Raw genomic sequence first — 26,853 nt, 5'->3', positions numbered from 1 at the left:
GATCGGATCGCGGGCGCCCTTGACCTCAGGTGGTTCAGCCGGTCTTCAGGATTCCGGGGAAGGCCTCATGGACGTCCCGGATGTCGGTGAAGAACCCCTTGCATGGGTTGGAGATACTTCCGTTTCCTCCGGTCCCGCTGTTGATCCCCCTGGCCACGACCTTGCCATGGGAGTTGACGGTGTAGGCGGGCCCACCGGAGTCGCCGCCCTTCAGGCACACCCCACGCTTCTTGGCGAAGATGACGTTCCTCGCGAGAGTGCCGTCGTTGTACCGCATGTTCACCCCGGTCATTTCAACCCGCCAGTTGCAGAGTTCCCCGGTGGCCTTCCCTCCCGAACAGAACATGTCGCCGTGTCTGGCCCGGCGCGACCACATGCCGGCGACGGCACGGCTGCTCGACGACGTGGCGTTGCCGACGTAGATCCGGGCGGACGCCTCCTTGGGCCACTCGACCTCCACCAGGGAGATGTCCCCGTGGTAGACCGACTGCCCGTCGATCCTGACGGTGCCGAGGCTGTTGTTCCAGTTGTCCTTGACCACCGTGCCCATTGTGGTGACCGGGGTTCGCGCCGAGCCGCCCATGCTCGTGCAGTGCCCGGCGGTGACCATGTGGGCGATCCCCCGGAACTGCCAGGAGAAGCCGCTTGTGCAGTTGGCCGTCACATTGGTGGAGATCGCGGCTCCGCCCCAGAACGGGCTGCTGTCGTTGTGCCGGGCCGTGGGCTCGGCGGGGGTCGCGTCGGTCAGATGCACGACGACCGCGCCTGCGTAGCGCGCGGCGAGTCCGGCGAGCAGACCCGGGGGAGTCGCGTTCGCCTCGACGACGACCTGGTTGCGCTCCGGATGGATCGTGGCGCTGACCATGTGCTGCGCCCCGGTCAGGACGGCCGGGGTGAGCTCCAGCACCTCATCCTTGATCTCTTCCAGCCGTTCCCAGCTGTGCGGCACCAGCGGTGCCTCAAGGAACAACGACATACTCGCCGCGGCCTGCGGGGCGAGCGATTCCCGCTCCTCCGGGGCGCTGACGCTCGCCGGCGCCGACGGCGGCGGATCGGCGGGCTTCTCCGTCTCATCCGGCGGGGGCATCGCGGCGGGATCGGCGGTGCCGTTGTCCGGTGGTGGCGGGGGCGGGGGAATCAGCATGTTCTCCGCGGCGCCCTGCTCGGCGGCGTTCACCACCGGGGAGAACAGCTGGTCTCCGGAAACGTACGGTACGGCGTACACGCCGGGATTGGCCAGCGCCCGCTCCTCCAGCTTCTCCAGCTTGTATGCGGTGGTGTAGTCGAGCGGCGCCTGACCGGCGAAGGGGTCCTGGGTGATCACCTCGACGACGGCGATCGTGGCCGCCGAGGCGGCTGAGACGGGGGAAACAAGCAACGGAAGAGTGAGGGCACCCGTCGCAAGTAGCGCACGGGTCCTCGGGAACACATGTCCCAACGGGGGGTCTCCAGATCCGAAGATTTCCATGGCCGGAAATCACCAAAACGAAGTGAACCACCCTCCCACCAGGGATTAGGGACTAAATATCACCAACATTCTGGATGTCCGAATCTAGATAGGTGCCAGAATTCCCGTTCGATTTAGTCCCCGATTTCACACGCCACAGCTCACCAGGGCCGCCCGGGGCGCGCTCCGCCGCATACGTCCCCGGGCAAGGAGAAGGTGCCCGCGAGCCGATCGGGCCCGCGGGCACCTGCGGTCAACCGGTTCAGCCGGTCTTCAGGACTCCGGGAAGCCCGTCGTGGGCATGCCAGATGTCGGTGAAGAATCCGCGGCAGGGGCTGGAGGCGGTGCCGTTACCCCACCCGCCGCTCACGATCCCCTTGGCGACGATCTTGCCGCTGCTGTTGACGGTGTAGGCGGACCCGCCGGAATCCCCGCCGACCAGGCACTGCCCTCGCTTCTGGGCGAAGATGACGTTCCGCGCGACTTTTCCGCCGCCGTAGTTGACGGTCACCCCGACCATCTTCACCTCCCAGCCGCAGAGCTCACCGGTGGAGATGCCGCCCGAGCAGAACCTGTCCCCGGGCCTGGTCCGGCGCGACGGCATACCGGCGACGGCCCGGCTGGCCGACGACTGCGCGTTGCCGACAAAGATCCGGCCCGCGGACGACCTGTCGTGCCGGACTCTGATCAGGGACAGGTCCCCCCGGTAGACCGACTGGCCGTCGATCTTGACGGTGCCCTTGCTGTTGTTCCAGTTGTCCTTGATCACCGCCCCCCAATCCGGGTTGTGCGGCTTCGCATAGCCGCCCAGGCTCGTGCAGTGCCCGGCGGAGAGCATGTAGGAGGCCCCGAGATACGACCAGGAGAATCCGGTCGAACAGGTGTAGACGTTCGTGACGGTTTTGGCTCCCCCGTAGTACGGGCTGGTGTCGTTCTGCCGGCCCAGGGGCTGCGGGGTGCCGGCGTCGGTCAGGTGCACGACGACCGCGTCGCCGTACCGGGCGGCGAGGGTGGTCCGCAGCGCCTCGGGCGCCGCGTTGGCCTCGACGACGACCTGGTTGCGCTCGGGGTGGATCGTGGCGCTGACCAGGTTCTCCACCCCGGGCAGCACGTCCGGGGTCAGCTCCAGCACCTCGTCCCTGATCGTCTCCAGCTGAGTCAGGCTGTGCTGGACCAGCGGCGCCTCGATCCACAGGTTCACCCGTGGCGGCACCGCCTGCGGAGCGGCCTGAGGCTGCGGCGTCTTCTGCTCGGGAACCGTCGCGGCCGCTGCGGCGGGAGGATCCGGGTCGGCCGGCTTCCCCACTTCGTCCGGCGGGGGCACGGCGGTCAGGTCGTCGGTGCCGTCGTCCTGCTGCGCCGGTGCCGGGGGTACCGACAGGGTCGCCGCGTTGAGCTGCTCGGCCGGGTTCACCACCGGTGAGTACAGCGTGCCGTTCGCGACGTACGGTACGGCGTACACGCCGGGGTTGGCCTGTGCCCGCTCCTCCATCTTCCCCAGCGCGTAGGCGTCGGCGTGACTGAGCGAGGCGGGATTCGCGAACGGGTCCTGAGTGATCACCCCCACCGGGGTGACCGTCGCCGTCGAGGCGGCCGAGACAGGAGAATCGATCAGCGGAAGAGTGAGGACACCCGCGGCAAGTAGCGCGCAGGCCCTCGGGAGCCTTCGTCCCATGGGGTTCTCCAGATCCGAGATCTCCGTGGTCGGAGATCACCAAAACGAAGTGAACCACCATAGAACCCACGATTACGGACCGAAGATCACCGATATTCCAGATGTCCGAATCCGGAAAACTGTTGAAATCCCTGTTCGATTTAGTCCTCGGTTGCGAACACCGCAGCTCGGCCGGTCCTCAAGGTGCCCGGGAGTCGACGAGGTCGGACGAGCGCCCGTGACCCTCGTGGATCACGGGCGCCGTCGGCTCCTGGGGCTCAGCCGGTGGCGATGATCCCCGGCATCGCCACGTAGGCGTCCCGGATGTCGGTGAAGTACGCCCGGCAGGGGTTGAGCTTGGTGCCGGACCCTCCCCCTCCGCTGTAGATCCCCTTGGCCACGACCCGGCCCTTGGAGTTGAGCGTGTAGGCCGGGGCGCCGGAGTCGCCCCCGACCGGGCACGTGCCGGTCTTGTTGCTCTTGACGAGGTTCCTGCCGATCTTCTTGCCGTACCGGACGTTCTGCGCGACGTGCGTGACCTTCCACCCGCAGAGCGCCCCGGTCTTCATCCCGCCGATACAGAACGTGTCGCCCCGCCGGGACTTGCGCGACGCCATGCCGGCGACGGCCCGGGAGGAGCCGGAATCCTTGTTCCCGATGTACATCCGGCCGGCCGACGACGCACCGGAAACCACCTTGACCAGGGCGAGGTCCCCGTAGTACCCGCTCTGGCCGTCGATCTTCACGGTCCCGATGCCGTTGTCCCAGTTGTCCTTGACCACCGTCCCGATCTGGGTCACCGGGGTGTACACCCGGGAGTTGGACGCGGTGCAGTGCCCGGCGGTGAGCATGTAGGGGACGGTCCCCACCCGCCAGGAGAAGCCACTGGTGCAATTGCCCTCGCTGGCCTCGATCCTGGCCCCGCCGTAGAACGGGCTGGTGTCCCGCTGGCGGTTGTGGGCGACGATCGGCCCCGGGTCGGGGACCAGCAGGATGGTGACCGCGTCCGAGCCGTACCGGACGGCGAGCGCGGTCCGCAGCGCGTCCGGCGCCTCGGTCGCCTCGACCACCACCCGGTTCCGCTCCGCGTGTACCGCCGCACTGATCAGCTTGTCCGCGCCGGGAAGCACCTCAGGGGCGAGCTCAAGCACCTCGTCCTTGATCTCCTCGAGCCGGGTCAGGCTGTACCTCACGACCGGGGCGTCGACGATCTCGGCCACCAGTTCGCCTTCGGAGGCCGACGACGGGGAGGCCTTGGCCTCGGGTGAGGTCTTCGCTTCAGAAGCCGACAGCCCGGCCGCCGCGGGCGGCGGGTCCGCCGGCTTCTCCAGCTCGTCGGGGGGCGGCACCGCGCTCTCGTCGTCGGTCCCGTCGTCCGGCACCGGGGGCAGCACCCGCGGCACCATGAGCACGGACGCCTCCAACTGGCGGGCGGGGTTGACGACGGGTGCGACCAGCTGCCCGTACTCCACGTACGGCGTCGCGTACACGTCGGGGCTCGCCAGGGCGCGATCCTCGGCCCGGTCGAGCAGGACGTCCGTCCGGTGGTCCAGGGGGACGGGATCCGCGAACGGGTCCTCGGTGATCACCTCGACCGGGGTGACCGTGACCGCCGAGACGGCTGGGACGGGAATGAAGATCAACGGAAGAGTGAGAGCGCCCGCCGCGAGTAGCGCGCGGGTTCTCAGGAGCACATGGCTCAATGGGGGTTCTCCGTATCAAGCGGATCTCCATGGTTGGAGATCACCAAGACGAAGTGAACCATGCCCCAAAAAGGAATTAGCGACAAATATGCATCGATATTCCGGATGTCCCAATTTAGATATCCACCAAAATCCACGGCCAGTCTTGGTGCTCCGTGAAAAACAGCGCTGATCACTCGGTTCGATCTGCCGAAGCCGACCCCAGCAGGTCACCGACCGGCGACACAAGCCGGTGACGGCGCCCGCGACCCCGGTCGAGGTCGCGGGCGCCGCCACCGGCGCGGCCAGGCCGATCAGCCGAGCGCCAGCACGCCGGGCATCGCGTCGTAGGCGTCCCAGATGTCGGTGTAGTACTCAAAGCAGGGGTCGAAGGGGCCACCGTAGTTGTCGGTGCCGCCTCCGCCCTTTCCGCTGTGGATCCCCTTGGCCACGACCTTGCCGGCGGAGTTGACCGTGTAGACCGGACCGCCGGAGTCACCGTAGTCGGTGCACTTGCCCTGCTTCTTACCTCTGACCAGGTTTCTGGCGACGGTGCCGCTGGAGTACTTGATGTTGATTCCGGTCAAGCCGACCACCCATCCGCACAGCTCCCCCTGCGTCGCCCCGCCGACGCAGTACTTGTCGCCCGCCTTGCTGCGACGCGACCACGGGGCGGTGACGACCCGGGACGCGCCCGACGTCGCGTTCCCCACGTAGATGCGAGCACTCGACGTCTTCCCGGAATCGACCTTGACGAGCGAGAGATCCCCGTAGTACTTCCGCTGGCCGTCGATCTTGACCGTTCCCGTGGTGTTGCCCCAGTTGTCCTTGACCACCTTGCCCATCCGGGTGACCGGCGTGTGCACCCACGAACCCATACCCGTGCAGTGTCCGGCGGTGAGCACGTGCGGGGCGCCGTCCACCCGCCAGGCGAACCCGCCGGTGCAGTTCAATCCGATGGACTGCATCCTGGCTCCGCCGTAGAACGGGCTGCCGTCGTTCTGACGGGCCTGCGGCTCGATCGGGCCCCCGCCGGGAACCAGCAGAACGGCGACCGCCCCGGTGCCGTACCGGACGGCGAGCGCGGTACGCAACGCCTCGGGAGCCTCCGTCGCCTCCACCAGAACCCGGTTCAGCTCCGGCTGGATCGTCGCGCTGAACAGCTTGTCCGCCCCGGGCAGGACGGCCGGGGTGAGCTCCAGCACCTCGTCCTTGATCTCCTCCAGCCGAGTCAGGCTGTGCTGCACCAGCGGGGCCTCGATCCACAGGTTCACCCGCGGCGGCGCCGCCTGCGGTGCGGCCTGGGACCCCGGCGCCTCCGGCTCGGGAGCGGTCGCCGCGGCGGGGGGCGGATCAGCCGGCTTGTCCCCTTCGTCGGGCGCGGGTACGGCGGCCAGGTCGTCGGTCCCGTTGTCCGGCACCGGCGGAGGCGGCGGCACCGACAGGGTCTCCGCCGTGGGCTGCTCGGCGGCGTTCACCACCGGCGAGTACAGCTGGCCGCCCGTCACGTACGGCGCGGCGTACACGTCGGGGTTGGCCAGCGCGCGCTCCTCCACCTTCTCCAGCGCGTAGCGGGTGGTGTGGCTGAGCGGAACCGGGTTCGCGAACGGGTCCTCGGTGATCACCTCAACCGGGGTGATCGTCGCCGTCGTGGCGGCCGAGACGGGGGAGTTGAACAACGGAAGTACCAGGATGCCTGCCGCAAGTAGCGCACAGGTCCTCGGGAGCGCATGGCCCATAGGGGGTTTCTCCAGATCCGAGGATTTCCATCGTCGGAAATCGCCGGAACGAAGTGAACCATGCACCAAACGAGGGTTACGGCCCGAACCTCACCGATATTCCAGATGTCCAAATCTAGGCAGCTGCCAGAATCTCCATTCGATTTAGCCGCATGTTGTGATCACCGCTGATCACCCGGTCCGCGAAGACATGAAGTCACGACCGTGAGTCATCGATCGACTACGCATCCGCGCCCGCCGTCAACCGGCTGGATCAGTGCGGAACGCGACGTGCCCGCGACCCCGGCCGGGATCGCGGGCACTCGCTTCGCACCTGGTGTGAGTGAGACCGCCGCCGTCGCTCGATCAGGGCTGGGTTTGGCTCAGACGGTCGTAGAGCTCGGGGCGGCGGTCGCGGAGGAACGGGCGGGTCCGGCGGGTGCGCGCGATCACGTCGAGGTCCACCTCGGCGACCGCGACGTCGTCGGTGTCGTCGCTCGCCTGGGCGAGGACGTCACCGTCCGGGCCGTACACGGCGCTCATCCCGAAGTACTCCTTGACGCCCTCCTTGCCGACCCGGTTGGCGCAGATCACGAAGAGGCCGTTGAACACCGCGTGCGCCCGGAGTTCGAGCTGGAACACCTCCTTCATGGGGGCACTCGCCGAGGCGACCGGGACACAGAGCACCGAGCCGCCGCGGAGGGCGACGATCCTGCTCAGCTCCGGGAAGTGCCGCTCGTAGCAGATGATCGTCCCGACGCCGGTCTCACCGGTCTGCACCACCTCGGGCTCGAGGCCGCCCGGCCGGAAGTAGAACTTCTCCGGGAAACCGTTCGAGAACGGCAGGTGGGATTTGCGGTAGACCGACTTCAGCTCACCGGCGACGTAGGTGTAGGTCGCGTTGTAGTACACCCCGGGCACCTCGCCCGCCTCGAAGATCGAGGAGACCACGGTGACCCCGTGCCGGCGCGAGCGCTCGGCGGCCATCGCGTTGGACGGGCCGTCCGGGCCCTCGGCGAGGGCGAAGTACTCCGGGTCCGGGTCGGGCTGCACGAACGGGACGGCGAACAGCTCGGGAAGCAGGATGATCCGGGCGCCCTGTCCCGCGGCCGCGTCGACGAGGTCGGCGGCCCTGCCGATGGTCTCCGCCCGATCGTCGGTGGCACGGAGTTGAACTGCGGCGAGCTTCATGCTTTCGCTCCTTCGAGAGCGGCTTGCGGCGTTTCAGAGGATACAAAACACCTGGTCACAACGGTGATTGCGGAAGATCCGGTACGGCGGCACACGGCGCACGCCGTACCGGCACCGTCAGTCCTTGGCTGCCTGGGCGAGGCGGGTGAGCGTCTGCTCCTTGTCGCCGAGGGTCGAGATGATCGGGCAGCGCACCCCGGCCTCGTGGTAGGCCATGAGCTTCTCGAACGCCTGGTCGGTGGAGCCGCAGGCGGTGACGTTCTGCACCAGCGAGTTGGGGACCAGCGGCATCGCCCGCTTGATGTCCTCGGGGGTGGCCGGCCAGCCCGCCACCTCCTGGATCCGGTCGACCAGCTCGCGCTCGACCCCGCAGTGCTCGGCGATGTGCGGCTGCTGCATGAGGTAGAGCGTGAGGAACGCCTTGCACGCGTCGATGGCCTCCTGCGGGTCGTCGTCGTTGACGCTGCAGGCCACGATCTGGGTGAGGTCGATCCCGGTCTTGCCGTCCGTGCGCTTGGCGACGCCCCGGCCGATCGCCTCCTTGGCGCCGGTCAGGTAGGACGGCGGAAGGAGGAAGTCCATGTTGACGCCGTCGCTGATCTCCCCGGCCAGCTCCAGCATCTTGGGCCCGACCGCACCGATGTAGATCGGCACGTTCACCGGCTTGTTCTCCCGGTACATGCTGTCGAACCGGACCCCGCGCATCTGCACGAACTCGCCCTCGAACTCCACCAGCTCGTTGCGGAAGAACGCCTGGCACACGGTGATGTACTCGCGCATGGCGGCGATCGGCCGGACCAGCGGCTGGCCGACCTTGGTGGCGAGCGGCTCCCACCAGGCGCCGATGCCGAGGACGGCCCGGCCGGGGGCCACCTCGTCGAGGGTCTTGAAGGTGACGGCCATCAGGGCGGCGTTCCGGCTCTTGTTGTTGAGCACACCGGTAGCGATCTTGATCTGGGAGGTCTTGCTCGCGATGATCGCGGCCGGCACGATTCCGTCCCTGGACAGGCGCCCTTCGGCCACCCACACCGACTCGAACCCGTTGCGATCCGCGAACTCGGCCTGCCAGTAGGTCTGTTCGAGGCTGAGCCTCTCCCCCACATGGATGCCCAAGGGAATCTTCATACCACCCGCTCCAATCACCGGAAATTTCAGAAAATCTGTGGGTTGCCGCGGGCCAGGAAGGCTCCGCGGCCGGGCTCCCCGTCGAGGACGCCGTCGTCGACGAGGTGATGGCCGCGCGAGAAGACGTGCACCGGCCGTCCGGTGACCCGCATCCCCTCGTAGAGGTTGTAGTCGGTGCGCAGATGCGACCCCGCCGCCGTGATCACATGGTCGGCCGCCGGGTCCCAGACCACGAGGTCGGCGTCGGCACCGGGCGCGATCAGGCCTTTGTCGGGGAAAAGCCCGAACAGCTTGGCCGGCCGGGTGGCCACCAGGTCGACGAACCGGCATACGTCGATCCGGCCGGTCCGCACCCCGGTCTCCCAGAGCACCATGAGCCGGTCCTCCACCCCGGGCACCCCGTTCGGCACCTTGGGGAAGTAGCCGGGGCTGCGCAGCTTCTGCGGCGGAAGATCGTCGGGCTGCTCCATGCAGAACCCTGCGTGGTCGGTGGCGACCGTGGACAGGGTCCCCGCGCCGAGCGCCCGCCACAGCCCCTCCTGGTTGCCGCGTTCCCGGATCGGCGGGGAGCAGACGTAGGCGGCGGCGCGTTCCCCCAGGTCGGCGTAGTCCTCGTAGGCGACCGCGAGGTACTGCGGGCAGGTCTCCCCCCACACCCGGGAGCCGCGGGTCCTGGCGCGTCCGATCTCCATGGCCGCTTCGGCGCTGGAGACGTGCACCACGTACAGCGGTGTCCCCACCGAGTCGGCGAGCACGACCGCCCGGTGCACCGCCTCGGCCTCGGACTCGTGCGCGTGCGCCACGGCGTGAAAGCTCTCCGCGGTCCGGCCGCTCGACAGGAGCAGCCGGATCTCGCGGTCGATCATGTGGCCGTTCTCCGCGTGCACCATGGGCAGCACGCCGCACTCGACCGCGAGTTCGAACCCGTCCAGCAGCTGGCCGTCGTCGACCATCTGCGTCCCCGGATAGGCCATGAAGAACTTCCAGCTGGAGGCGCCCTCCGCCACCAGGAGTCGCAGGTCGTCCAGGACGTCCGGCTGCTGCTCGCGCGGCGGCACGATGGCGTGCAGCCCGAAGTCGACGAACGACTTCGCCGCGGCGACGTCCCGCCGGCGCAGGTAGGACTCGCGCAGCGACCGGTCCGGCTCCTTCTTCACGAAGTCGACCACGGTCGTCGTGCCGCCGTGCGCCGCGGCGATCGTGCCGCTGTGGAAGTCGTCGGCGGTCCTGGTGGTGAACCCGTCGATCGGGTACTCCAGGTGCGTGTGCACGTCGATCCCGCCGGGCAGCACCAGCTTGCCCGAGGCGTCCACGACCGTGTCGGCCCGCCAGTCGTGGCCGAGCCCGAGCGCGGCGATCTTGCCGTCCCGCAGCAGGACGTCCGCGGTGACCGCGGCGTCCGCGTTGACGACGGTTCCGCCCTTGATGAGCGTCGATCCCATCGATCTCCCTCTCACACGACCGGCTGCGCCGGGCTGGTACGGCCGGATCCACCGGCGGCTGTCCGGGCACACGACTTGCTCGCGCGCTGACGGCCGAGCTCGCCGAACCCGGTGGTCGACCGTCGGCCCGGTCCGGCCGGATGCGCGCCCTTCCGTGGCGCGGTCCGGCGGCGCGCATCCACCGGTATGGCCGGTTCCGGGGTCTTGGGTCGGGGTTCGGCGAGCACGGCGATCAACCGACGTAGTTCTCGTCGGCGAGTGTGAGCACCTCGTCCAGGACCTCCAGGGCGAGGTCGATCTCACCCTCCTGGATGACCAGCGGCGGGGTGAGGCGCAGCACGTTGAAGTTGGCGGTCAGGTAGACCCCCCGCGCCATCGCGGCTTTGATCAACCGGCCGACGGGGGCGGCGGCCGGGCCCTTGGCGTTGAACGGCACGAGGGGGGTCCGGGTGGCGCGGTCCGTGACGAGTTCGACGCCGTGGAACAGGCCCCGCCCGCGGATGTCGCCGATGCTCGGGTGGCGTTCGGCGAGGGCGGCGAGGCCGGTGCCGAGTCGCTCGCCCATGATCCGGGCGTTCTCGACGACGTTCTCCTCGCGCATGATCTCCAGGGCGGCCACGCCGGAGGCGCAGGCCAGCGGGTGCCCGGCGTAGGTGAGCCCACCCCAGAACATGTTGTCGCGCAGCCAGTCGGAGATCTCCGCCGAGACGGTCATCGCCCCGAGGGGGACGTATCCGGAGTTGAGGCCTTTGGCGCTGGTGAGGATGTCGGGGACGACGTCCCAGTGGTCGCAGGCGAACCATTCGCCGGTACGGCCGAATCCGGCCATCACCTCGTCGAAGATGAGGAGGATGCCGTACTTGTCGCAGACCTCGCGGAGCGAGCGCAGATAGCCGTCCGGCGGGTAGATCAGGCCGTTCGTCCCGGTCACCGGCTCGACGATCACGGCGGCCACGGTGTTCGGGTTCTCGTACTGGAGGATCTCCTCCAGGTGCGGGCCGCCGGAGCAGACCGGGCACGGGTCGGGGTGACCGGCCGGGCAGCGGTAGGTGTAGGGGTCGAGCATCCGCACCACACCGGACATCCCGGGCTCGGCGGCCCAGCGGCGCGGGTCACCGGTGAGCGACATGGCACCGGCGGTGGCACCGTGGTAGGAGCGGTAGCGAGCGACGATCTTCTGGCGTCCGGTGATGTGCCGGGCGAGCCGGACCGCGTTCTCGTTGGCCGCCGCTCCCCCGGTGGTGAAGAAGGTCATCTTCAGGTCGCCGGGGGTCAGCTCGGCCATCATCTCGGCGAGCTGCGCCCGGGACCGCTCGGCGAAACCGGGGCCGATGTAGCAGAGCTCCCCGGCCTGGCGGCGGATCGCCTCGACCAGCTTGGGGTGTTGGTGCCCCAGGTTGAGGTTGACCAGCTGCGACTGGAAGTCCAGGTACCTGCGCCCGTCGTAGTCCCAGAACCAGGAGCCCTCGCCCCCGGCCACCGGGATGGGGTCGAGCGCCCCCTGAACCGACCAGGAGTGGATGACGTACTCCTTGTCGGCGTCCTTCACCCGCTGCCCGGTCCACGGCTGCGTCGGCGTGTCGGTGACAGTCATCGGATTGACCTCTCGCGTCCTGCCGTGATCAGTTGTTCTTCGTCTCGGCGCCGAACACGGCGAGGCGCGCGAGGGGACGACCCGCGTTCGCCGCCACGCAGGCCACGAGGATCTCGCGGGGGCGGGGGGCGTCGGCCACCTGGAACGTCACCGTCTGGTGGTGCGAGCGGGTCTTGGCGTCCAGCTTGTGCTTGAGCGGGATGTCGATGGGGCTGCCGGGCAGGCCCGTCTTCTCCGCGGCCGGGAGCAGCTCGGTGCCGCCGGCCGCGTTGCGGAACACGTTGCCGAACCGCAGGTTGTGGATGAGCGCGGAGCCGTGCTCGACCTCGCCGTCGATGCCGACCAGCGCGGCCTTGCCGAAGGCCTCCACCTCACCGCCGAGCAGTTCGACGCAGGGCGGCCCGATGAGCCGCCCGATCTCCTCGCCCAGGGCGTCGGCGAGCGTCACCAGATCCTGGACGTACTCGCTCGGATACGGGTTGGCGATCACCGCTCCGACGAAGGCGACGCGGTGCGGGCCCGGGACGGGCTGCCCGTTCTCCATTCTCGTCTCTTCGAGAAGCTTGACGATCTTCCGGACCTGGATGCCCACGGTTCCTCCTGAGGGGTGGTTCATTTAATGAACCATCGGTTCAAATTCTGCTTACGTCGGGGATGGGTGTCAAGGGATTCACCCGCATAAAACGGATATATCCGGCTTATTGGGCTAGCCGGGGTCGGGTGTCCCCCGGGTCACGTACAGCTCGGGACGCCGGTCGGCCAGCGGCTGGTTGAACGGATTGCCGTGCCGCACCGCCCGCGACCCGATCAGGTCGACCTCGGCGAGGAGCAGCTCCTCGACGTCGTTGCTCGCCGGACCGGCGATCGGCCAGCCCCCGGGGCCGACGATCAGCGATCTGCCGACGAACTCCTGCCCCCGTTCGACCCCGACCCGGCTCACCCCGGCGATGTAGCACTGGTTGACGTGCGCGCCGGTCATGCACATCAGGTTGGCCATGGCGGGCACCCCCGGCGGCTGCCCCGGGACCGGCACCCAGTTGGAGGGCAGCACGATCAGGTCGGCGCCCTGCAACGCCGCGCTGCGGAAGCTCTCCGGAAACCAGGCGTCGTAGCAGATCGCGATCCCGATCCGCCCGAGCGGGGTGTCGAACACCGGGAAGCCGGCCTCGTTGGGCCCGTAGATCGCCTTCTCGTCGTTCCACAGGTGCGCCTTGCGGAACGTTCCAACATGCCCGTCCGGGCCGATGAGCACGGCCGAGTTGTACGGGCGTCCGCCGGACCGTTCGGTAAGCCCGGCCACGATCCACAGCCCGTACTCGGCCGCGAGAGCCGCCCAGGCGCTGCAGGCGGGGCCGTCCGGGATCTCCTCGGCGTACCTCAGCGCCTCGGCCGAGTCCGCGAAGACGTACCCGGCCGAGACGGCCTCGGGCAGGACGACCAGCTTGGCCCCCTGCCCGGCCGCCTTGACGATCCACTCCGACGAGCGCCGGATGTTGCCGTCCACATCGCCGATCTCCGGGCGCATCTGCACCCCGGCGAGGAGGAACGCCGTCACCAGGGCGCCCTGATCGACATGTACTTGACCTCGAGGTACTCGTCGATGCCGCCGAAACCGCCCTCCCGGCCGAGGCCGGAGTGCTTGACCCCGCCGAACGGGGCGGCCGGGTTGGAGATGATGCCCTGGTTGAGACCGACCATGCCGCTCTCGATCCGCTCGCAGACCCGCAGGCCGCGTTCGAGCGCCTCGGTGAAGACGTACGCCGCGAGGCCGTACTCCGAATCGTTGGCCATGGCGATCGCCTCGTCCTCGTTGTCGAAGGCGACGATCGGCGCGACCGGGCCGAAGATCTCCTCCCGGACGGTCCGGATGCCGTGCGGCACCCCGGTCAGCACGGTCGGCCGGTAGAAGTTGCCCGCCCCGTCGACCGCCTCGCCACCGGTGAGCACCCGGGCCCCGGCGGAGGTGGCCGCGTCCACCAGTTCGCTCACGCCGGTGAGCGCGTTGCGGTCGATCAGCGGCCCGACCTGGGTCGCGGGGTCGAGCCCGTGCCCGATGACCAGGGAGCCGAGCCGCTCGGCGAGCGCCTCGCCGAACTCGCGGGCCACGCCGCGCTGGACGTAGAACCGGTTGGCGGCGGTGCACGCCTCGCCGATGTTCCGCATCTTCGCCTGGACGGCGCCTTCCACGGCGAGCGTGACGTCGGCGTCGTCGAACACGACGAACGGGGCGTTCCCCCCGAGCTCCATCGAGGTGCGCAGCACGTTCTGCGCGGACTGGGCGATCAGCGCCCGGCCGACCTCGGTGGACCCGGTGAAGGAGAGCTTGCGCAGCCGCGGGTCGGCGATGAGGGCCGAGGTCACCGAGCCGGACTTGGAGGTGGTGAACACGTTGACCACACCCGGAGGCACTCCGGCCTCCGCCAGGATGGCGGCGAGGGCGAGCATGGAGAGCGGGGTCTGCTTGGCCGGCTTCACCACCACGGTGCAGCCCGCGGCGAGAGCCGGGCCGATCTTGCGGGTGCCCATCGCCATCGGGAAGTTCCACGGGGTGATGAGCAGGGACGGGCCGACCGGCTGCCGGGTCGTCACCACCCGGGAACCGCCGCCGGGGGCGACGAGGTAGCCACCGTCGATGCGGACGGCCTCCTCGGCGAACCAGCGGAAGAACTCGGCGGCGTAGGCCACCTCGGCCTGGGACTCGGCGAGCGGCTTGCCCATCTCCAGGGTCATCAGGGCGGCCAGGTCGTCCCGGCGCGCCATGATGATCTCGAACGAGCGCCGGAGGATCTCGCCCCGCTCGCGGGGCGGGACGGCGGCCCAGGAGGTCTGGGCGTCCACGGCGGCCGTCAGCGCGGCCAGGCCGTCGGCCGTACCGGCGTCCGCGACCTCGGCGACGGTCCGCCCGGTGGCGGGGTCGTCGACGGCGAGCGTCGCGCCGGATTCGGCCTGGCGCCACTCGCCGCCGATGAACAGGCCTTGCGGCAGGCTCCCGGCGATGCCCTCCGCCGCCGCGATGGTATCGGTGAGGATTGTCATGGCTTCTCCTCCGCCGCGCTGAGCCGCGCGGTTTGTTCTCTCGCTAGCGCCCGGTGAGAGCGCTGGGCAGGACGATGTCTGTCACGCTGAGCAACTCGCTCAGCCCACGGGCGGCCTTGATCACCGACGCCGCCACCGCGTCGATCCGATCGCGGGTGATGCGATAGGTGGGACCGCCGATCCACACCGCGTACGGCGTGGAGTCGCGGATCCGGACCGGCGCCGCCACCGACGCCGCCCCCACCTCCAGCTCGTCGTAGGCGACGGCGAACCCGTTGGCGCGGACCTCCGCCAGCGACGCGAGAAACCCGTCCAGGCCCCCGAGCCGCTCCGGGGCCTGGGCGGCGAACTCCTCGGTGAACTCGGCCCGGACCGCCTCCGGGTCGAGCGCGGCGAGCAGCACCTTCCCGGTGGAGGTGGCCCACACCGGCTGGGTACGGGGCACCGGCTTGAGCGTCTGCCCGATCAGGGACGGCCCGGGGACCTGGGCGACCACCATGACGCTCGGCGGGAGGAGGACGTCGAAACCCGAGGTCTCCTTGGTCTCCTCGGCGAGCTGCCGCAGGACGCCGCGCATATGGCCGTACGCGCCGTCGCCGTCCAGCAGCCCGCCGACGATGGACAGCAGTCCGAGGGAGACCCGGTAGCGCCGGGTGTCGGGGTCGAGGGTGAGCCAGCTCTCCCGTTCGAGGACGGTGAGCACGCGGTAGCACGTGGCCTTGGGGATGCCCGACTCGCGGGCGACCTCGCTGAGGCCGACCCCTTGGGGGTGGGCCGCCACGGCACGAAGCAGCCAGATAGTCCGCCGGACCAGCCCTGCTTCACTCGGTGCCATCATGTCCTCCGTTTACCCTGATGTGTTCGACTGACATCGCGCCCACAATCGTGACATCCTCCCCCGCCCGCGGTCTCGCGCCGCTATTTTCCGCCCGGGGTGACCTGCACCGTCGCCGCCTTGAAGTTCGCGCCGACCGTGTCGAAGCCCTCCGCCTTGAGCTGCTCGTTCGCCTTCTCCGTGAGATCCGTCCGGAAGGCGCCCTCGCTCGGGTTCCCCTTGAGGACCTTGGCGTCAACGGCGATCTTGATGGTCTGGTCCCACGCCTTCTGATCCATCTGCCCGATACCGGCGGTGGAGGGCCACACCAGCTTGTTGATCTCGTTGAGCATCCAGGTCTGGTGACCCTGGCCGAGCGCGCTGCCGTGGTCGAGCACGGTCTCCACACATCCGGCGAGATCGTCGCGGCAGAAACCCCAGCCCTTGTACGTCGCCTTGAGGAACTTCACCGCGACGTCGGCGTTGCCGTCCTCGGCGAGCCAGTCACCGCGCGCGTAGATTCCGTCCTCTAAAGAGGTGTACCCGGCGTCCTGCAGGCTGATCGCGGTGAAGTCCTCCGGCTTGTAAAGCTCACCGGTCTTGGGGTTGACCGTCTCCAGCAGCTGCGCGTACTCGTTGTAGGTCTTGGCCTGGGCCGCGTCGACCTCCCGCTTGAGCAGCAGCGACATGTCGAACGGCTGCTGTACGACGGTGGTGTCCTTCTCCGGGTCGACGCCTTCGCCGCGCATGGCGGCGAAGAGCACCAGCTCGTTGCCGAAGCCCCAGCTGCCGACCTTCTTGCCGCGCAGGTCCGCCAGCGTCTTGATGCCCGAATCCGCCCAGGCGACCTGGAGGTAGGCACCGCGCTGGAAGACCTGGCCGACGTTGACCAGGTCGGCGCCCTGCTCCCGGGTGACCATCGTCTTGGTGACGTGGCTGACCGCGAACTCGGCGTTGCCCGCCGACAGCACCTGCTGCGGCACGATGTTGACGCCGCCCTCCTGGATGGTCACGTCCAGGCACTCGGCGTCGTAGTAGCCCTTGTCCTTGGCGGCGTAGTAGCCGGCGAACTGCGCCTGGGCCACCCACTGCAGGACGACCCGGACCGGCGTCTTGGTCGTGCAGGACGCGGCGTTCTTGGCGTCACCCGAGCCGGAGTCCCCGCCGGAGGCGGCGGTCTCGGACATGCCGCCGCAGGCGGCGAGGGTGAGGGAGGCTGCGGCGAGCGTCGCGGCGAAGGCCCGCGCGCGCCATGGGGGTCGGAACATGGGGAGACTCCTTGGGGATCAGGTGTCGAAAGGGGGTCACTTCTCGTCGCCGTGGAGCGAGGCGTGCCACGGCATGAACAGGCGTTCGAGCAGCGTCATCAGGCCGAACATGGCCAGGCCGAGCAGGCTGGCGATGAAGATCCCGGCCCACGCCTCGGCGAAGCGGGGCAGCGCCGCCTGGTAGGCGATGTAGACGCCGAGCGCGTTGCTCGGCCCGCCGAAGTACTCGGTCACGATCACACCGATGACCGCGAGGGTGGAGCCGAGCTTGAGCGCGTTGAAGAGGAAGGGGAGGGCGCCCGGGAGGCGCAGCATCAAGGAGACCTGCCGCGGGTTCGCCGCCAGCGACTCCATGATCTCTAGGTGGAGGGGTGAGACCTGGAGCAGGCCCCGGGCCGTGTTGACCAGCACGGGGAAGAAGACCATGACCGCGGCGACCCCGGCCTTGGACAGGACGTTCGTCACGCCGAACCAGTTGTTGAAGATCGGGGCGAGCGCGACGATGGGCGCGCAGTTGACGATCACCGCGACACCCAGGATCGGAGCCGAGACCTTGTGGAAGCGGCTCACCACCAAGGCGACCAGCACCCCGCCGACCGCGCCGAGGACCAGGCCGAGCAGGACCGCCTGCACCGTCACCCGCGACGCGGAGAGAATCGTGCCGAACTGGGCCGAGAGCGCCGAGGCGATCTCACTCGGGGGCGGGAGGATGAACGAGGGGACGTCGAAAAGCCGGACGACGAGCTCCCAGCCGCCCAGGATCACCGCCGCGGCGACGACCACCGGCGCCCCGCGCCGGATCACCGCGGCGGCCCGTCCCGCCTGCGCCGAAGGCGGACGACCGGCGTCCGCGCGGACGGTCACGACGTCTCCCCGGCGGCCAGCATGCCGTGCAGCACGGTCCTGACCTGCGTGACCTTCTCGAAGAACTCGGGAGTGGTCCGCGTGGCCGCCGTACGCGGGTACGGCAGGTCGACGTCGATGTTCGCGGCGATCCGGCCCGGGCGGGCGGACATCACCACGATCCTGGAGGAGAGGAACACCGCCTCGGAGATGCTGTGCGTCACGAAGACGACGGTCGTCCGGGTGTCGGACCAGATCCGGAGCAGCTCGGCCTGGAGGTGCTCCCGGTTCATCTCGTCCAGGGCGCCGAGCGGCTCGTCCATGAACAGGATCTTGGGATCGGCGGAGAGCGCGCGGGCGATCGCCACCCGCTGCTGCATCCCGCCGGAGAGCTGCCAGGGGAAGTGGCTCGCGAAGTCCTCCAGCCGGACCAGGTCCAGCATGGCGGAGGCCTTGTTCCGGCGCTCCTCCTTGGCCACCCCGGCGACCTGCAGCGGCAGCTCCACATTGCGCCGGACGCTGCGCCACTCGAACAGGCCCGCCTGCTGGAAGACCATGCCGTAGTCCCGGTCCCGCCGGGCCGCAGCGGGGGTCTTGCCGTTGACCTGGACCGTTCCCGCGGTGGGCGGGGTGAGGTCGGCGAGGATCCGCAGCAGGGTGCTCTTGCCGCAACCGCTCGGCCCCAGCAGCGACACGAACTCACCTTCGGCGATGGTCAGATCGATATCCGTCAGCGCCGTCACCGAGCGGTCGGTGGCGCTGTTGAACTCCTTGGTGACACCGTGGACGCTGATGATCCCGGATTCGGGCATCGGGAACTCCCGAGAGGTCGAAGGGGCGGGGGCGGTCATCGGGTCTGCCGGTTTCGCAGCGCGAACCGCTCGATCAGATTGAGGACTTGCACGAAGAGGATTCCGGTGACCGCGGCGACGAGCACGGCCGCGTACAGCTTCTCGGGGCCGTTTGAGTAGTAGTAGGCGAAGGTGAGGATCGACCGGCCGATGCCCCGGCCGGTCCCGGCGGAGAGCTCGCCGACGATGGCGCCCACCACGCTGGCGGTGGCGGCGAGCCGCAGGCCCGCGAAGACGTACGGCAGCGCGGCGGGCAGCCGCAGCCAGAACAGCAGCTGGCCCCGGCTCGCCCCGACACTCCGCATGAACTCGGTCTGCACCTGGGGCGGGGACTTGAGCCCGCGCAACGAGTTGATCGTCACGGGGAAGAAGGCCAGGTAGGCGGCGATGCCGGTCACCGCCATCCAGGGCGGCAGCCCGGCCTTGCCGCCCCAGATGACGATCATCGGGGCGATCGCCACCAGCGGGACGGTCTGGGAGGCCACGAGCCAGGGCATGAGCCCGCGGGACACCGGCGCCAGATGCAGGAAGACGACGGCGAGCAGGAGCCCGAGCAGGGAGCCGGCCACCAGCCCGTACGCGGCTTCCCGCAAGGTCACCGAGGCTTCGCCGAGCAGGTAGACGCCAAGGCTGGCCGGGTCGCCGCGCCGGGCCGGCTCCACCAGGGCGCCGAGGATCGTGCCGACGTTCGGCATGGACAGGTCGTCGGTGGCGACCGGGAACGGAATGCCCAGCAGCCGGTCGCCGGTCGCCTGACCGAGCGCTTTGTAGCCCTCCCATACCGCCGCCATCAGCACCAGGACGGCGAGGCCGATCACCCCGCTGAAGAGCCCGTTTCGCAAGGTCGCCGCGTTGGCCCAGCCGGGGCGTCCACGCCCTGGGGACGGACCTGCCGTGGCGACAGATGCGGAAGACAGATTTCTTGTGGCCGTCATGCCGGTCACTCCCCGGATCGTCGGGAGGAGGGTCACGGTCAGCGGCGTGGCGCTCTCACTGAACCGTCGGATCACTCAGCGATCCGTTGGTTCAATGTAGATGTGGGCTTAACCCTCGTCAATACCCAATCCCAAACAATCTGGACATCTACGACATTACGTGAAAGAGACTGACAAATATCTGTCAGTGAGGGTGGTCCCGGTAGATCTTCGGGACCTAGAATCCAGACGAACAGCCAGGTCAACACCATGATCGGCCCTGGCTGCCCGACCGCGACCCGCCCTGGACGCCTTCCTGGCGAAAACTTGGCGGGCGTCATGCGCGGCCGTCGTCGAAATCAGCCGGACCCGGCGAGATGATCAACGGGCGCGGGCGGCCCTGGGGATCCTCGCCGCCCGGGCCAGGACGGCGCCGAGAACAGGAGAACCATGTCCGAGGGGGGCCATGGGCCGGCCGGAAGCCCGCTGACCGCGAATCTGTCGATCGTCGCGAAGACACTGCCCGCCCAGATCCGCAGACGCGGAATCGCCCGCGCGATCCGGCTCGCCTTCCACGAACTCGCGTTCGACCTGCGGAACCACACCGAGACCTCGTTCGACGACCCGGCCGGCCCCCGGACCACGCGCAACCCGCCGTACGAAAGCTGCAACCCGCTCCTGTTCGCCGAATCCGTCGCCAGGCTCCCCGCGGACCCGTGCACCGCCGCCTTCCTCGACCTCGGCTCCGGCAAAGGCCGCGCCCTGATCCTCGCCGCACGACACGGCTTCGCCCACGTCACCGGCGTCGAGATCTCCCCGAGCCTCTGCGCGATCGCCCGCCGCAACATCGCCGTCCACCGGGAGCACCACCCCGGCGACACCATCGACGTCCACTGCGCCGACGCCGCCGTCTACGAACTCCCGCCAGAGATCAACGTCGTCTTCCTCTGCAACCCCTTCGGCCCCGAAATCATGCACCGCGTCATCGCCCGAATCCGCGAGTCGGTCGAGCGGAGCCCCCGCGACCTGCACGTCGTCTACCTCAACCCCCGCTGCGCCAACCTCTTCACCCGATCCGGCTTCAAAACCGTCCACCGCCAAAACCTCGACACCCTCATCCTCCGCCACACCCCTTGAGGCGGAGTCAGGCCACTGCTTGGGCGGTGCGAGCATGGGATCGCATCTCACCCAACTCCACTTCGTCGAAATGGAGTTCTACCAATGCCTCCAGCGGAAGACCCCAGTCGGAGCTGAGCCTTCGGCCGACGAAGCATCAGATTCGCTCCTCCGCTGTGTCCGGCTAGAGCCGACGTCCGTACCGGACCCGGGTCGTGCAGCTCTGCGCCCCGGCGGGGAAGCGTGAATCGCCCGGTCAGTCCGGCCATCGCAAGGTCGGCCGCGCTCCGCGGGTTCACTCGGTTTCAGAGAGCGCACCAGGTGGGCGGAGGGCTGTGCACACTCGACGCACCGGCTTGGTTGTCGATCGCGGAGGGGTGCGATGGATGAGACCGGTCACTCCGCCCGGGTGGAGGCCCCCGAGGTGAAGGCCGCACTCCGGCTTCAGGCGGAGTTCGCCGTGCTCGGCGTCTCCACTGTGATCCGTCTCGGGTCCGGGGTGGCGCTCGTGATCCCCGAGCGGGGGCCGGTCGTCTGGGTGCAGTGGGGACGGGGAGCCTGGCTATACCGCTGGCGGGCCGACGACGCGCTCGGCGGGTACGCGGAGGTCTCCACCGACACCCCGGGGACGGCCGCGCGCAGGATCGGGTACGCCTTCGGGCTGCGCGCCGCGGCGCGATGCCCGTGAGCCCCGACGAGGAGCGGGCGTTCCTCACCGCGTTCCTGGCCTGCCTGAAGTACGGCGACCTGCGGGGCCGGTGGGTGGAACACTCGATCGAGGTGTGGTCGAAGACCCGCCACGGGTACCGCGTGAACGTGACCTGCCGGGAGGGGAAAGGCGGCGTCCCCATGCTCTGGCTGGACGACGTGATCCCCCTGGGTTTCGCCTGCGACGCCGCCGACACCGCCGGTCTCCTCGCGAGCCTGTTCACGCTCTGGGAGTCCGCCGGGGAGGAAGCCGCGGGGTAGGATCGCCGATCCGCCGAGCGCCCCGCCTCGAATGTTAAGCGAGCCCTAAGAAAACTCGCGAAGTATGGACCTCTAACCGGGATTGCAGCTATAAAACCATATCAGCCTGCGAAATATATACCGCGACTGGGCACCGCCCGCAGCGATCAATTTCAATTCCATGCCCCGGAATTCACTTCATATTGAACGAATGACCTCCGGCATCCGATGGCGAACAGCGGGGGCGCAACGGCCTGGCGGACCTCGGTTCGCCAGGCCGTCGCCGTTCCCGGATGCTCCGCCCGTAGCAGGAAGCCCCAGGTCGCAGAGGCACGTCCCCTCTCGACCGGAGACCCATCGATCACCTCAGGCGATTCCTCAGCCTTCATCATCCTGGTGAGGTCTGTTACCCCGTGTCCCGATATTCACAAAGATAGGCGGACAAGCAGGGAAAAAGGCGAATTTCACCATGCGCAATGTGGCGAAGGCGGACATCCCCTAGTCCCCTGGCGGTCTTTCGTCGGTTCTCAGGGAGCGTCTGGGATGTCCGTCGATGAACTCGCGCCCGAATTGGCGGCTCGCCAGCGCTCATAGAGCGGGATTCGGGAGTGGGGGTTGTCTTTGCAGCCGTCGGTGGGGTGATCGGGGTCCGGGGCGGGGTTGCCGACCTCGGCCCAGACGAGGGTGTGGCGGCCGGGGATGCCTTCGTGGCCCCAGCGGGCCGCGACGGAGTGCACGACCTTGAAACGGCGGGTTCCGTCGGAGTCGGTGAAGAAGTCGCCGGTGGGGGGACCGGGATCGTGATCGTCGAGGGGGACGTCGTCGGGGGCGCGATCGCTCACCTCCACGCGGATTCGGCGCGCGTCGCGGTCGAGGCGGAGGGTGATGTCCGAACCGGTGCCGCGGGTGACCGCGAGGGTCACCAGTTCGGAGATGACGAGTTCGGTGTCGGCTGTGGCGGGATGGTCACCCAGGAACTGTCGTGCGAAGGACCTCGCGACCGGAACCATGGCTATGGTGGCGGGAAATACCACAGTCCACGTGTCCATTGTCACCTCATGCCCTAGGATCAATCACCGAAAGTAAAGTTGGAGCACCAGATTAGAGCTGGAGCTCCAACTTGTCCAGCGGTGCTGCGATCCCGAGCCCGACGGAGCACGCCGGCGCCGACCCGCTCACGCCCCAACCAGAGGACCTTGTCCCGGGGAGACCGGGATAGCCGACCCTGCTGATTTCCTCCTTGACATCACCCCGCCCCGACAGACTTCCCGCCGGCCTCCCCGAGCGTCGTCGACATCGGGCTCATCCCGTCCAAGCAGCGGCGGGCCCCGCGTAAGCGCACCGAACGGCTGATGTGGCACCTCGCAGGCGAGGATATTGTGGACTGACTTCACAATCTATTCTATAATTCATTGCCATGCGAGCCATCTGGCTTGTGTTTGGAGTTTCCTTCGAGAGGAACGGCATGCATGGCGCATAAGAACATCAAGACCGGATGCGCGACACTGTTCGTGTTCGCGCTGGTCGTCGGTGGATGCATGCGGCTCGTCGGTATCGGGGACGGCGACGAGAAGACCCCGGCGGCGGCCGAGCCACTCCAGGCACCCGCGCTGATCGGCAAGCGGCTGAACCAGGCCGAGACCGAGTCCACGGCGCTCGGCCTCCTCCTCACCAGCGAAGCGCTCCCCGGCAGCTACTGCCTGGAAAGCGCCAAGTGCGTCGTCTACGCGATGAAGCCGGCCCCCGGCACCGCCGTACAGCCCGGTTCGACCCTCATCGTGAAGATCCTGACCGACAAGGAATCGGCGTTCTACCGGAAGAACCGGACGATGCCCAACGTGGTCGGCTGGTCGCAATCCCGGGCCACCACCTACTTCGCCGGTGTCTTCGGCATGGTGTCCGACACCCTCAAAGAGAGCAAGTCCGTCCCCGCCGGGACCTACCGGGTCATCGCCCAGTTCCCCAAGCCGGGCGCCCGGCTCCAAATCGGACAGAAGATCAAGCTCACCGTCGGCTACAACCTCGGCTCACTCGACGGCCCCCGCAACCCCGACCTGCGCGACCGCGACCGCGACCGCGGCGGAGGCGGAGGCGGAGGCGGAGGCGGAGGCATCTGCCGCCGCAGCCGCTGGTGCTGACCCGCCGAACGCCTTGATCTCGAATCACGTGCGTTCCCGTTGCCGGAAAGCGAGAAGGATCTCGCCGAGTGTCGGCTCGCCCGGTACGGCCGAAGCGGGCGACCACGTCTGGAAGTCATCACGGCGACGAGGTTCGAGACGACCACTCGCGATCAACTCCGCACGCCGGCGGTTTGACGGGGGTTCCGATTGCCGAGTGAGCGGGGGATGCCCCATCGCCGAGTGCCGTGACCCCGTTCGTTTCCGGCTCCTGCGGCGAGCAAGATTCCGTCCGTACCGGCTCCGAGGCCGGTTCAGCTCCCGTAGGGGCCACGGTAGCGAACCGGCTCGGTGTCGGGAGCGCGACCGGTCGGATGGGGGCGTCTCACCACAGTCGACCGTCGCATGCGGGTCAGGGCCGGGTTCGGTGCACGCTGTGGACGGCGGCCGTATCCGGGTGTGGACGCAGATCCGGTACGGGCGACGCCAGGGCCTTCAGCTCGGCCTTGACCCTGGAGGCGATGCCGTGGCCCAGGGTGAACCTGGTGGGGGTCGGGGCCGTCTGTGCTCCGGCGAGGAGGTGGAGGGCTCCTCTGCTGCCGATCCCGGTGTGGCCGAGGTCCAGGTGGGCCAGGCGGTGCGGCACCCGGGTGAGCGCCTGGGCGACGGCTGCTGCGCCATGTTCGCCGAGGTGGTTGTCGGGGGCGCCGAGAGCCCGCGCGGCCCGTACCCGGCCGAGGTCAAGGACCTCCACTCCCGTGGCGACGGCGGCGGTGACCAGTTCGGCCGCGACCGGGCCGATTCCGTTGCTCGCCACCGAGAGCCGGGTGAGCCCTTCGTCGGACGCACTCCGGCGTAGGGCCTCCGCGAGTACCCGGGCGCCGTCATCCCCGAGACCCGCCGCGGAGGCGTACAGCTCCTCGATGCCGCCACCGGCGATCAACCGGGCCAGCTCTTCCGCACCTGCGGGCCCAAGCGGGTTGCCGCTGACGAAAAGCCGCCCGATCCCGCCGACGGAGAGCACATGATCGACGAGAACGGCGAGCCCTGCGGGGTCGAGGCGCGTCTGGACCAGGTCGACGGTGCGCAGGCCGCTGCCGACGGCACCGCCGACGATTCGGCCGCCGTCGGGTCCGAGCGGGTTGCGTTTGAGCCAGAGTCCGCGGACGAGGCCGGGCGAGGCGATCAACCGGTCGGCGATGTGGCACGCCCCGGCCGTACCGATGCCGTTGCAACCCAGGTAGAGGGTGGCGGCTCCGGAGTCGACCGCTCCCCCGACCGCCGCGACGGCGCCTTCGTCGCCGAGGTCGTCGGTGCCGAGCAGCAGGTGGCGGATCGGACCGCCTCGGGGCAACGCCTGCGCGATGAGCCGTACGCCCTGTGGTCCGAGCGCTTGTTTGCACAGGTCCAGACGGCCGTCGGGCATCGCGGTGCCCACGGTGAAGTCGGTGCGCTCGGTGACCGGGCGGCCGGTGCGCAGCCAGGCGACCAGGTCGTCTACCACGGTGCCGTCGCGTAATCCTTGAGCAGGACGCCGTGGACCGGGTGGCCGGCTTCGCCGCGCACGATCGGGTCGTAGACACGGGCCGCGCCGTCGATCACGTCCAGCGGGGTTCTGCGGTCGAGCCGGTCGCGGATCGGCACCGGGTTCTCGTCGGTGATCCAGCCGGTGTCGACGCTGCAGAGATATACGCCCTGGCGGGCGAGATCGGCGGCGGAGGTGTGGGTCAGCATGTTCAGTCCGGCTTTGGCCATGTTGGTGTGGGGGTGGCGGCTGGTCTTGTTGGCCACGGTGAACTGGCCCTCCACGGCCGAGACGTTGACGATGTAGCGGCGGGGGGCGGGTGCGGCGAGCAGCAGGGGAAGCAACCGGTCGATCAGCAGAAACGGCGCGACCGCGTTGATCAGATGGACCTCCAGTAGCTCCACGGGGTCAATCTCGCCGATCCGGGCCGACCAGGAGTTCCGCGGCGAAAGATCGGGGAGCAGGCCGGACATGTCCACGACCGCGTCGAGCGCGTTCTCATCGACCTCGAGTTCGAATCCCGGCACCACCGACACCGCGCTGCCGGGCGGGAGCTCCCGCCGCTCCGCTTCGAGCAGCGCGGCGTAGGCCGACGGGGGACGACGCAAAGTCTGAGCGGCGTTGTTGACCAGGATGTCCAGCGGCTCACCGGCGGCGAGCAGTCCGTCGGCGAACGCGATCACCTGCCGTGGGTCGCGCAGGTCGATGGCGACGATCTCCAGCCGTCCCGGCCAGTCCCCGGCTTCGGCGAACCGGCGCGCCGCGTCGGCGGGAAACCTCGTGGTCACCGTGACCTGCGCCCCGTCGCGGAGCATCATCAGCGCGAGCCGATGTCCGATCTTCGTACGGCCGCCGGTGATCAATGCTCTCCGTCCGGAGAGGTCCGCGCGAGCCGTACGACGACTCGCGTTGTCGGCGGCACACGCCGGGCAGAGCAGATGATAGAAACCGTCGACCCGGTCGAAGGAGCCTTTGCACACATAGCAGATCCGCGATCTGCGTAACCTGCCCGCAGGCTCACCCGTCACCTCAACCGGGGCGTCGATCACCCGGTCGGGTGCGCCCATCGCCGTGGCGGCGAGCACCGCCGCGTCGGCCCGAGCGATCGCCTGCTTGCGTTCCCGGCGACGGTGGCGCCGCCCGTCCCGGACCAGAGCGTGCGCCGTACTCTCGATTCGGAGCCGCGCCGGGTCGTCGAGCGAGAGCTCCCGGGCCTCGCCGAGGAGCCGCAGCAGCGTCGTGACGCTCTCCTCGTCCATCCGTCCCTCCTCGTGGGGCCCGGCCGGATTCGAACCGGCGTCCTCCTCTTTGCCAAAGAGGTGCGACGACCACTGCGCTACAGACCCAGGTACCTGCGGCGGGCCCGGCCGGATTCGAACCGGCGTCCTCCGCCTTGACAGGGCGGCACGACGACCACTGCGCCACGAGCCCCAGCACGTGCCGGTGGAGCCTGGCCGGATTCGAACCGGCGTCCCCCTCCTGTGCGGGAAGGTGCGACGACCGCTGCGCTACAGGCCCCACGCGAACCGCAACCTACCGGGTTCACCAACTCGAAGGAACCTGATTTA

Annotated in this window: 23 protein-coding genes and 3 tRNA genes; 4 read left to right on the top strand and 22 right to left on the bottom strand. The window is 68.9% G+C overall.

What is annotated here, in order from left to right; genetic code table 11:
* Positions 1-34 precede the first annotated feature (34 nt).
* The 16 genes from RUR_RS11435 to RUR_RS11360 all read right to left on the bottom strand — a co-directional run bounded on the left by RUR_RS11435 (position 35) and on the right by RUR_RS11360 (position 19,507).
* Positions 35-1,378 carry a S1 family peptidase gene (locus RUR_RS11435; protein ID WP_283134948.1) on the bottom strand — a complete coding sequence of 448 codons (1,344 nt, stop codon included), beginning with the start codon at positions 1,376-1,378 and terminating at the stop codon, positions 35-37.
* Positions 1,379-1,709: 331 nt separating this feature from the next.
* Entirely contained in the window at positions 1,710-3,122 is a 1,413-nt protein-coding gene (locus tag RUR_RS11430; protein WP_283134947.1) for a S1 family peptidase, read from the bottom strand.
* A gap of 257 nt (positions 3,123-3,379) precedes the next feature.
* Positions 3,380-4,804 carry a S1 family peptidase gene (locus tag RUR_RS11425; protein ID WP_283134946.1) on the bottom strand — a complete coding sequence of 475 codons (1,425 nt, stop codon included), beginning with the start codon at positions 4,802-4,804 and terminating at the stop codon, positions 3,380-3,382.
* A 293-nt stretch (positions 4,805-5,097) separates the two neighbouring features.
* Positions 5,098-6,462 carry a trypsin-like serine protease gene (locus tag RUR_RS11420; protein ID WP_283134945.1) on the bottom strand — a complete coding sequence of 455 codons (1,365 nt, stop codon included), beginning with the start codon at positions 6,460-6,462 and terminating at the stop codon, positions 5,098-5,100.
* Between the two features lie 405 nt (positions 6,463-6,867).
* Positions 6,868-7,692 (bottom strand): nitrilase-related carbon-nitrogen hydrolase, encoded by an 825-nt coding sequence (locus RUR_RS11415; RefSeq protein ID WP_283134944.1) that lies wholly within the window; start codon positions 7,690-7,692, stop codon positions 6,868-6,870.
* A gap of 117 nt (positions 7,693-7,809) precedes the next feature.
* Positions 7,810-8,817, bottom strand: a complete 1,008-nt coding sequence (locus RUR_RS11410) for an LLM class flavin-dependent oxidoreductase (RefSeq protein WP_283134943.1) — start codon at positions 8,815-8,817, stop codon at positions 7,810-7,812.
* A gap of 26 nt (positions 8,818-8,843) precedes the next feature.
* Positions 8,844-10,259 (bottom strand): dihydropyrimidinase, encoded by a 1,416-nt coding sequence (hydA, locus tag RUR_RS11405; protein ID WP_283134942.1) that lies wholly within the window; start codon positions 10,257-10,259, stop codon positions 8,844-8,846.
* A 232-nt stretch (positions 10,260-10,491) separates the two neighbouring features.
* Entirely contained in the window at positions 10,492-11,853 is a 1,362-nt protein-coding gene (locus RUR_RS11400; RefSeq protein ID WP_283134941.1) for an aminotransferase class III-fold pyridoxal phosphate-dependent enzyme, read from the bottom strand.
* A 28-nt stretch (positions 11,854-11,881) separates the two neighbouring features.
* A complete protein-coding gene (locus RUR_RS11395; RefSeq protein ID WP_283134940.1) occupies positions 11,882-12,445 on the bottom strand; it encodes an amino acid synthesis family protein in 564 nt (187 codons plus the stop codon).
* A gap of 114 nt (positions 12,446-12,559) precedes the next feature.
* On the bottom strand, positions 12,560-13,408 hold the full coding sequence (locus RUR_RS11390; RefSeq protein ID WP_283134939.1) for a nitrilase-related carbon-nitrogen hydrolase: 849 nt from the start codon (positions 13,406-13,408) through the stop codon (positions 12,560-12,562).
* Positions 13,405-14,889: an NAD-dependent succinate-semialdehyde dehydrogenase gene (locus RUR_RS11385; protein WP_283134938.1), complete on the bottom strand. Its 1,485-nt coding sequence runs from the start codon at positions 14,887-14,889 to the stop codon at positions 13,405-13,407. The genes RUR_RS11390 and RUR_RS11385 overlap by 4 nt, the downstream gene beginning before the upstream one ends.
* Before the next feature lie 43 nt (positions 14,890-14,932).
* Positions 14,933-15,724 carry an IclR family transcriptional regulator gene (locus RUR_RS11380; protein ID WP_283134937.1) on the bottom strand — a complete coding sequence of 264 codons (792 nt, stop codon included), beginning with the start codon at positions 15,722-15,724 and terminating at the stop codon, positions 14,933-14,935.
* An 83-nt stretch (positions 15,725-15,807) separates the two neighbouring features.
* Positions 15,808-16,971: an ABC transporter substrate-binding protein gene (locus RUR_RS11375; RefSeq protein WP_283134936.1), complete on the bottom strand. Its 1,164-nt coding sequence runs from the start codon at positions 16,969-16,971 to the stop codon at positions 15,808-15,810.
* A gap of 36 nt (positions 16,972-17,007) precedes the next feature.
* On the bottom strand, positions 17,008-17,835 hold the full coding sequence (locus RUR_RS11370) for an ABC transporter permease (protein WP_283134935.1): 828 nt from the start codon (positions 17,833-17,835) through the stop codon (positions 17,008-17,010).
* A complete protein-coding gene (locus RUR_RS11365) occupies positions 17,832-18,626 on the bottom strand; it encodes an ABC transporter ATP-binding protein (protein ID WP_283134934.1) in 795 nt (264 codons plus the stop codon). The genes RUR_RS11370 and RUR_RS11365 overlap by 4 nt, the downstream gene beginning before the upstream one ends.
* A 35-nt stretch (positions 18,627-18,661) precedes the next feature.
* Positions 18,662-19,507: an ABC transporter permease gene (locus RUR_RS11360; protein WP_283134933.1), complete on the bottom strand. Its 846-nt coding sequence runs from the start codon at positions 19,505-19,507 to the stop codon at positions 18,662-18,664.
* A gap of 522 nt (positions 19,508-20,029) precedes the next feature.
* Here RUR_RS11360 and RUR_RS11355 point away from each other — a divergent pair.
* From RUR_RS11355 to RUR_RS11345, 3 genes are all read left to right on the top strand, one after another.
* Entirely contained in the window at positions 20,030-20,716 is a 687-nt protein-coding gene (locus RUR_RS11355; protein WP_283134932.1) for a class I SAM-dependent methyltransferase, read from the top strand.
* Between the two features lie 361 nt (positions 20,717-21,077).
* The gene (locus tag RUR_RS11350; protein WP_283134931.1) at positions 21,078-21,383 is read left to right on the top strand and encodes a hypothetical protein; all 306 of its coding nucleotides are present in this window, start codon (positions 21,078-21,080) and stop codon (positions 21,381-21,383) included.
* Positions 21,380-21,664 (top strand): hypothetical protein, encoded by a 285-nt coding sequence (locus RUR_RS11345; protein ID WP_283134930.1) that lies wholly within the window; start codon positions 21,380-21,382, stop codon positions 21,662-21,664. Before RUR_RS11350 ends, RUR_RS11345 begins: the two co-directional genes overlap by 4 nt.
* A 506-nt stretch (positions 21,665-22,170) precedes the next feature.
* On the opposite strand, the gene RUR_RS11340 is transcribed toward RUR_RS11345, so the two are convergent.
* Entirely contained in the window at positions 22,171-22,653 is a 483-nt protein-coding gene (locus tag RUR_RS11340) for an ATP-binding protein (RefSeq protein WP_283134929.1), read from the bottom strand.
* 459 nt (positions 22,654-23,112) lie between these two features.
* Between RUR_RS11340 and RUR_RS11335 the strand changes: the two genes are divergently transcribed.
* The gene (locus tag RUR_RS11335) at positions 23,113-23,781 is read left to right on the top strand and encodes a PASTA domain-containing protein (RefSeq protein ID WP_283134928.1); all 669 of its coding nucleotides are present in this window, start codon (positions 23,113-23,115) and stop codon (positions 23,779-23,781) included.
* A 391-nt stretch (positions 23,782-24,172) separates the two neighbouring features.
* On the opposite strand, the gene RUR_RS11330 is transcribed toward RUR_RS11335, so the two are convergent.
* From RUR_RS11330 to RUR_RS11310, 5 genes are all read right to left on the bottom strand, one after another.
* Positions 24,173-25,264, bottom strand: a complete 1,092-nt coding sequence (locus RUR_RS11330) for a leucine-rich repeat domain-containing protein (protein ID WP_283134927.1) — start codon at positions 25,262-25,264, stop codon at positions 24,173-24,175.
* Positions 25,258-26,544 carry an SDR family oxidoreductase gene (locus tag RUR_RS11325; protein ID WP_283134926.1) on the bottom strand — a complete coding sequence of 429 codons (1,287 nt, stop codon included), beginning with the start codon at positions 26,542-26,544 and terminating at the stop codon, positions 25,258-25,260. Before RUR_RS11325 ends, RUR_RS11330 begins: the two co-directional genes overlap by 7 nt.
* A gap of 14 nt (positions 26,545-26,558) precedes the next feature.
* Positions 26,559-26,631 (bottom strand) — tRNA-Ala (locus RUR_RS11320).
* A gap of 12 nt (positions 26,632-26,643) precedes the next feature.
* Positions 26,644-26,716, bottom strand: a tRNA-Asp gene (locus tag RUR_RS11315).
* Positions 26,717-26,730: 14 nt separating this feature from the next.
* Positions 26,731-26,803 (bottom strand) — tRNA-Cys (locus tag RUR_RS11310).
* Between the last annotated feature and the right edge of the window lie 50 nt (positions 26,804-26,853).

It is taken from the genome of Rhizohabitans arisaemae, assembly GCF_025996515.1.
GTDB classification, from domain to species: Bacteria; Actinomycetota; Actinomycetes; order Streptosporangiales; family Streptosporangiaceae; genus Rhizohabitans; species Rhizohabitans arisaemae.
This window is presented reverse-complemented; position numbering and strand designations above follow the sequence as displayed.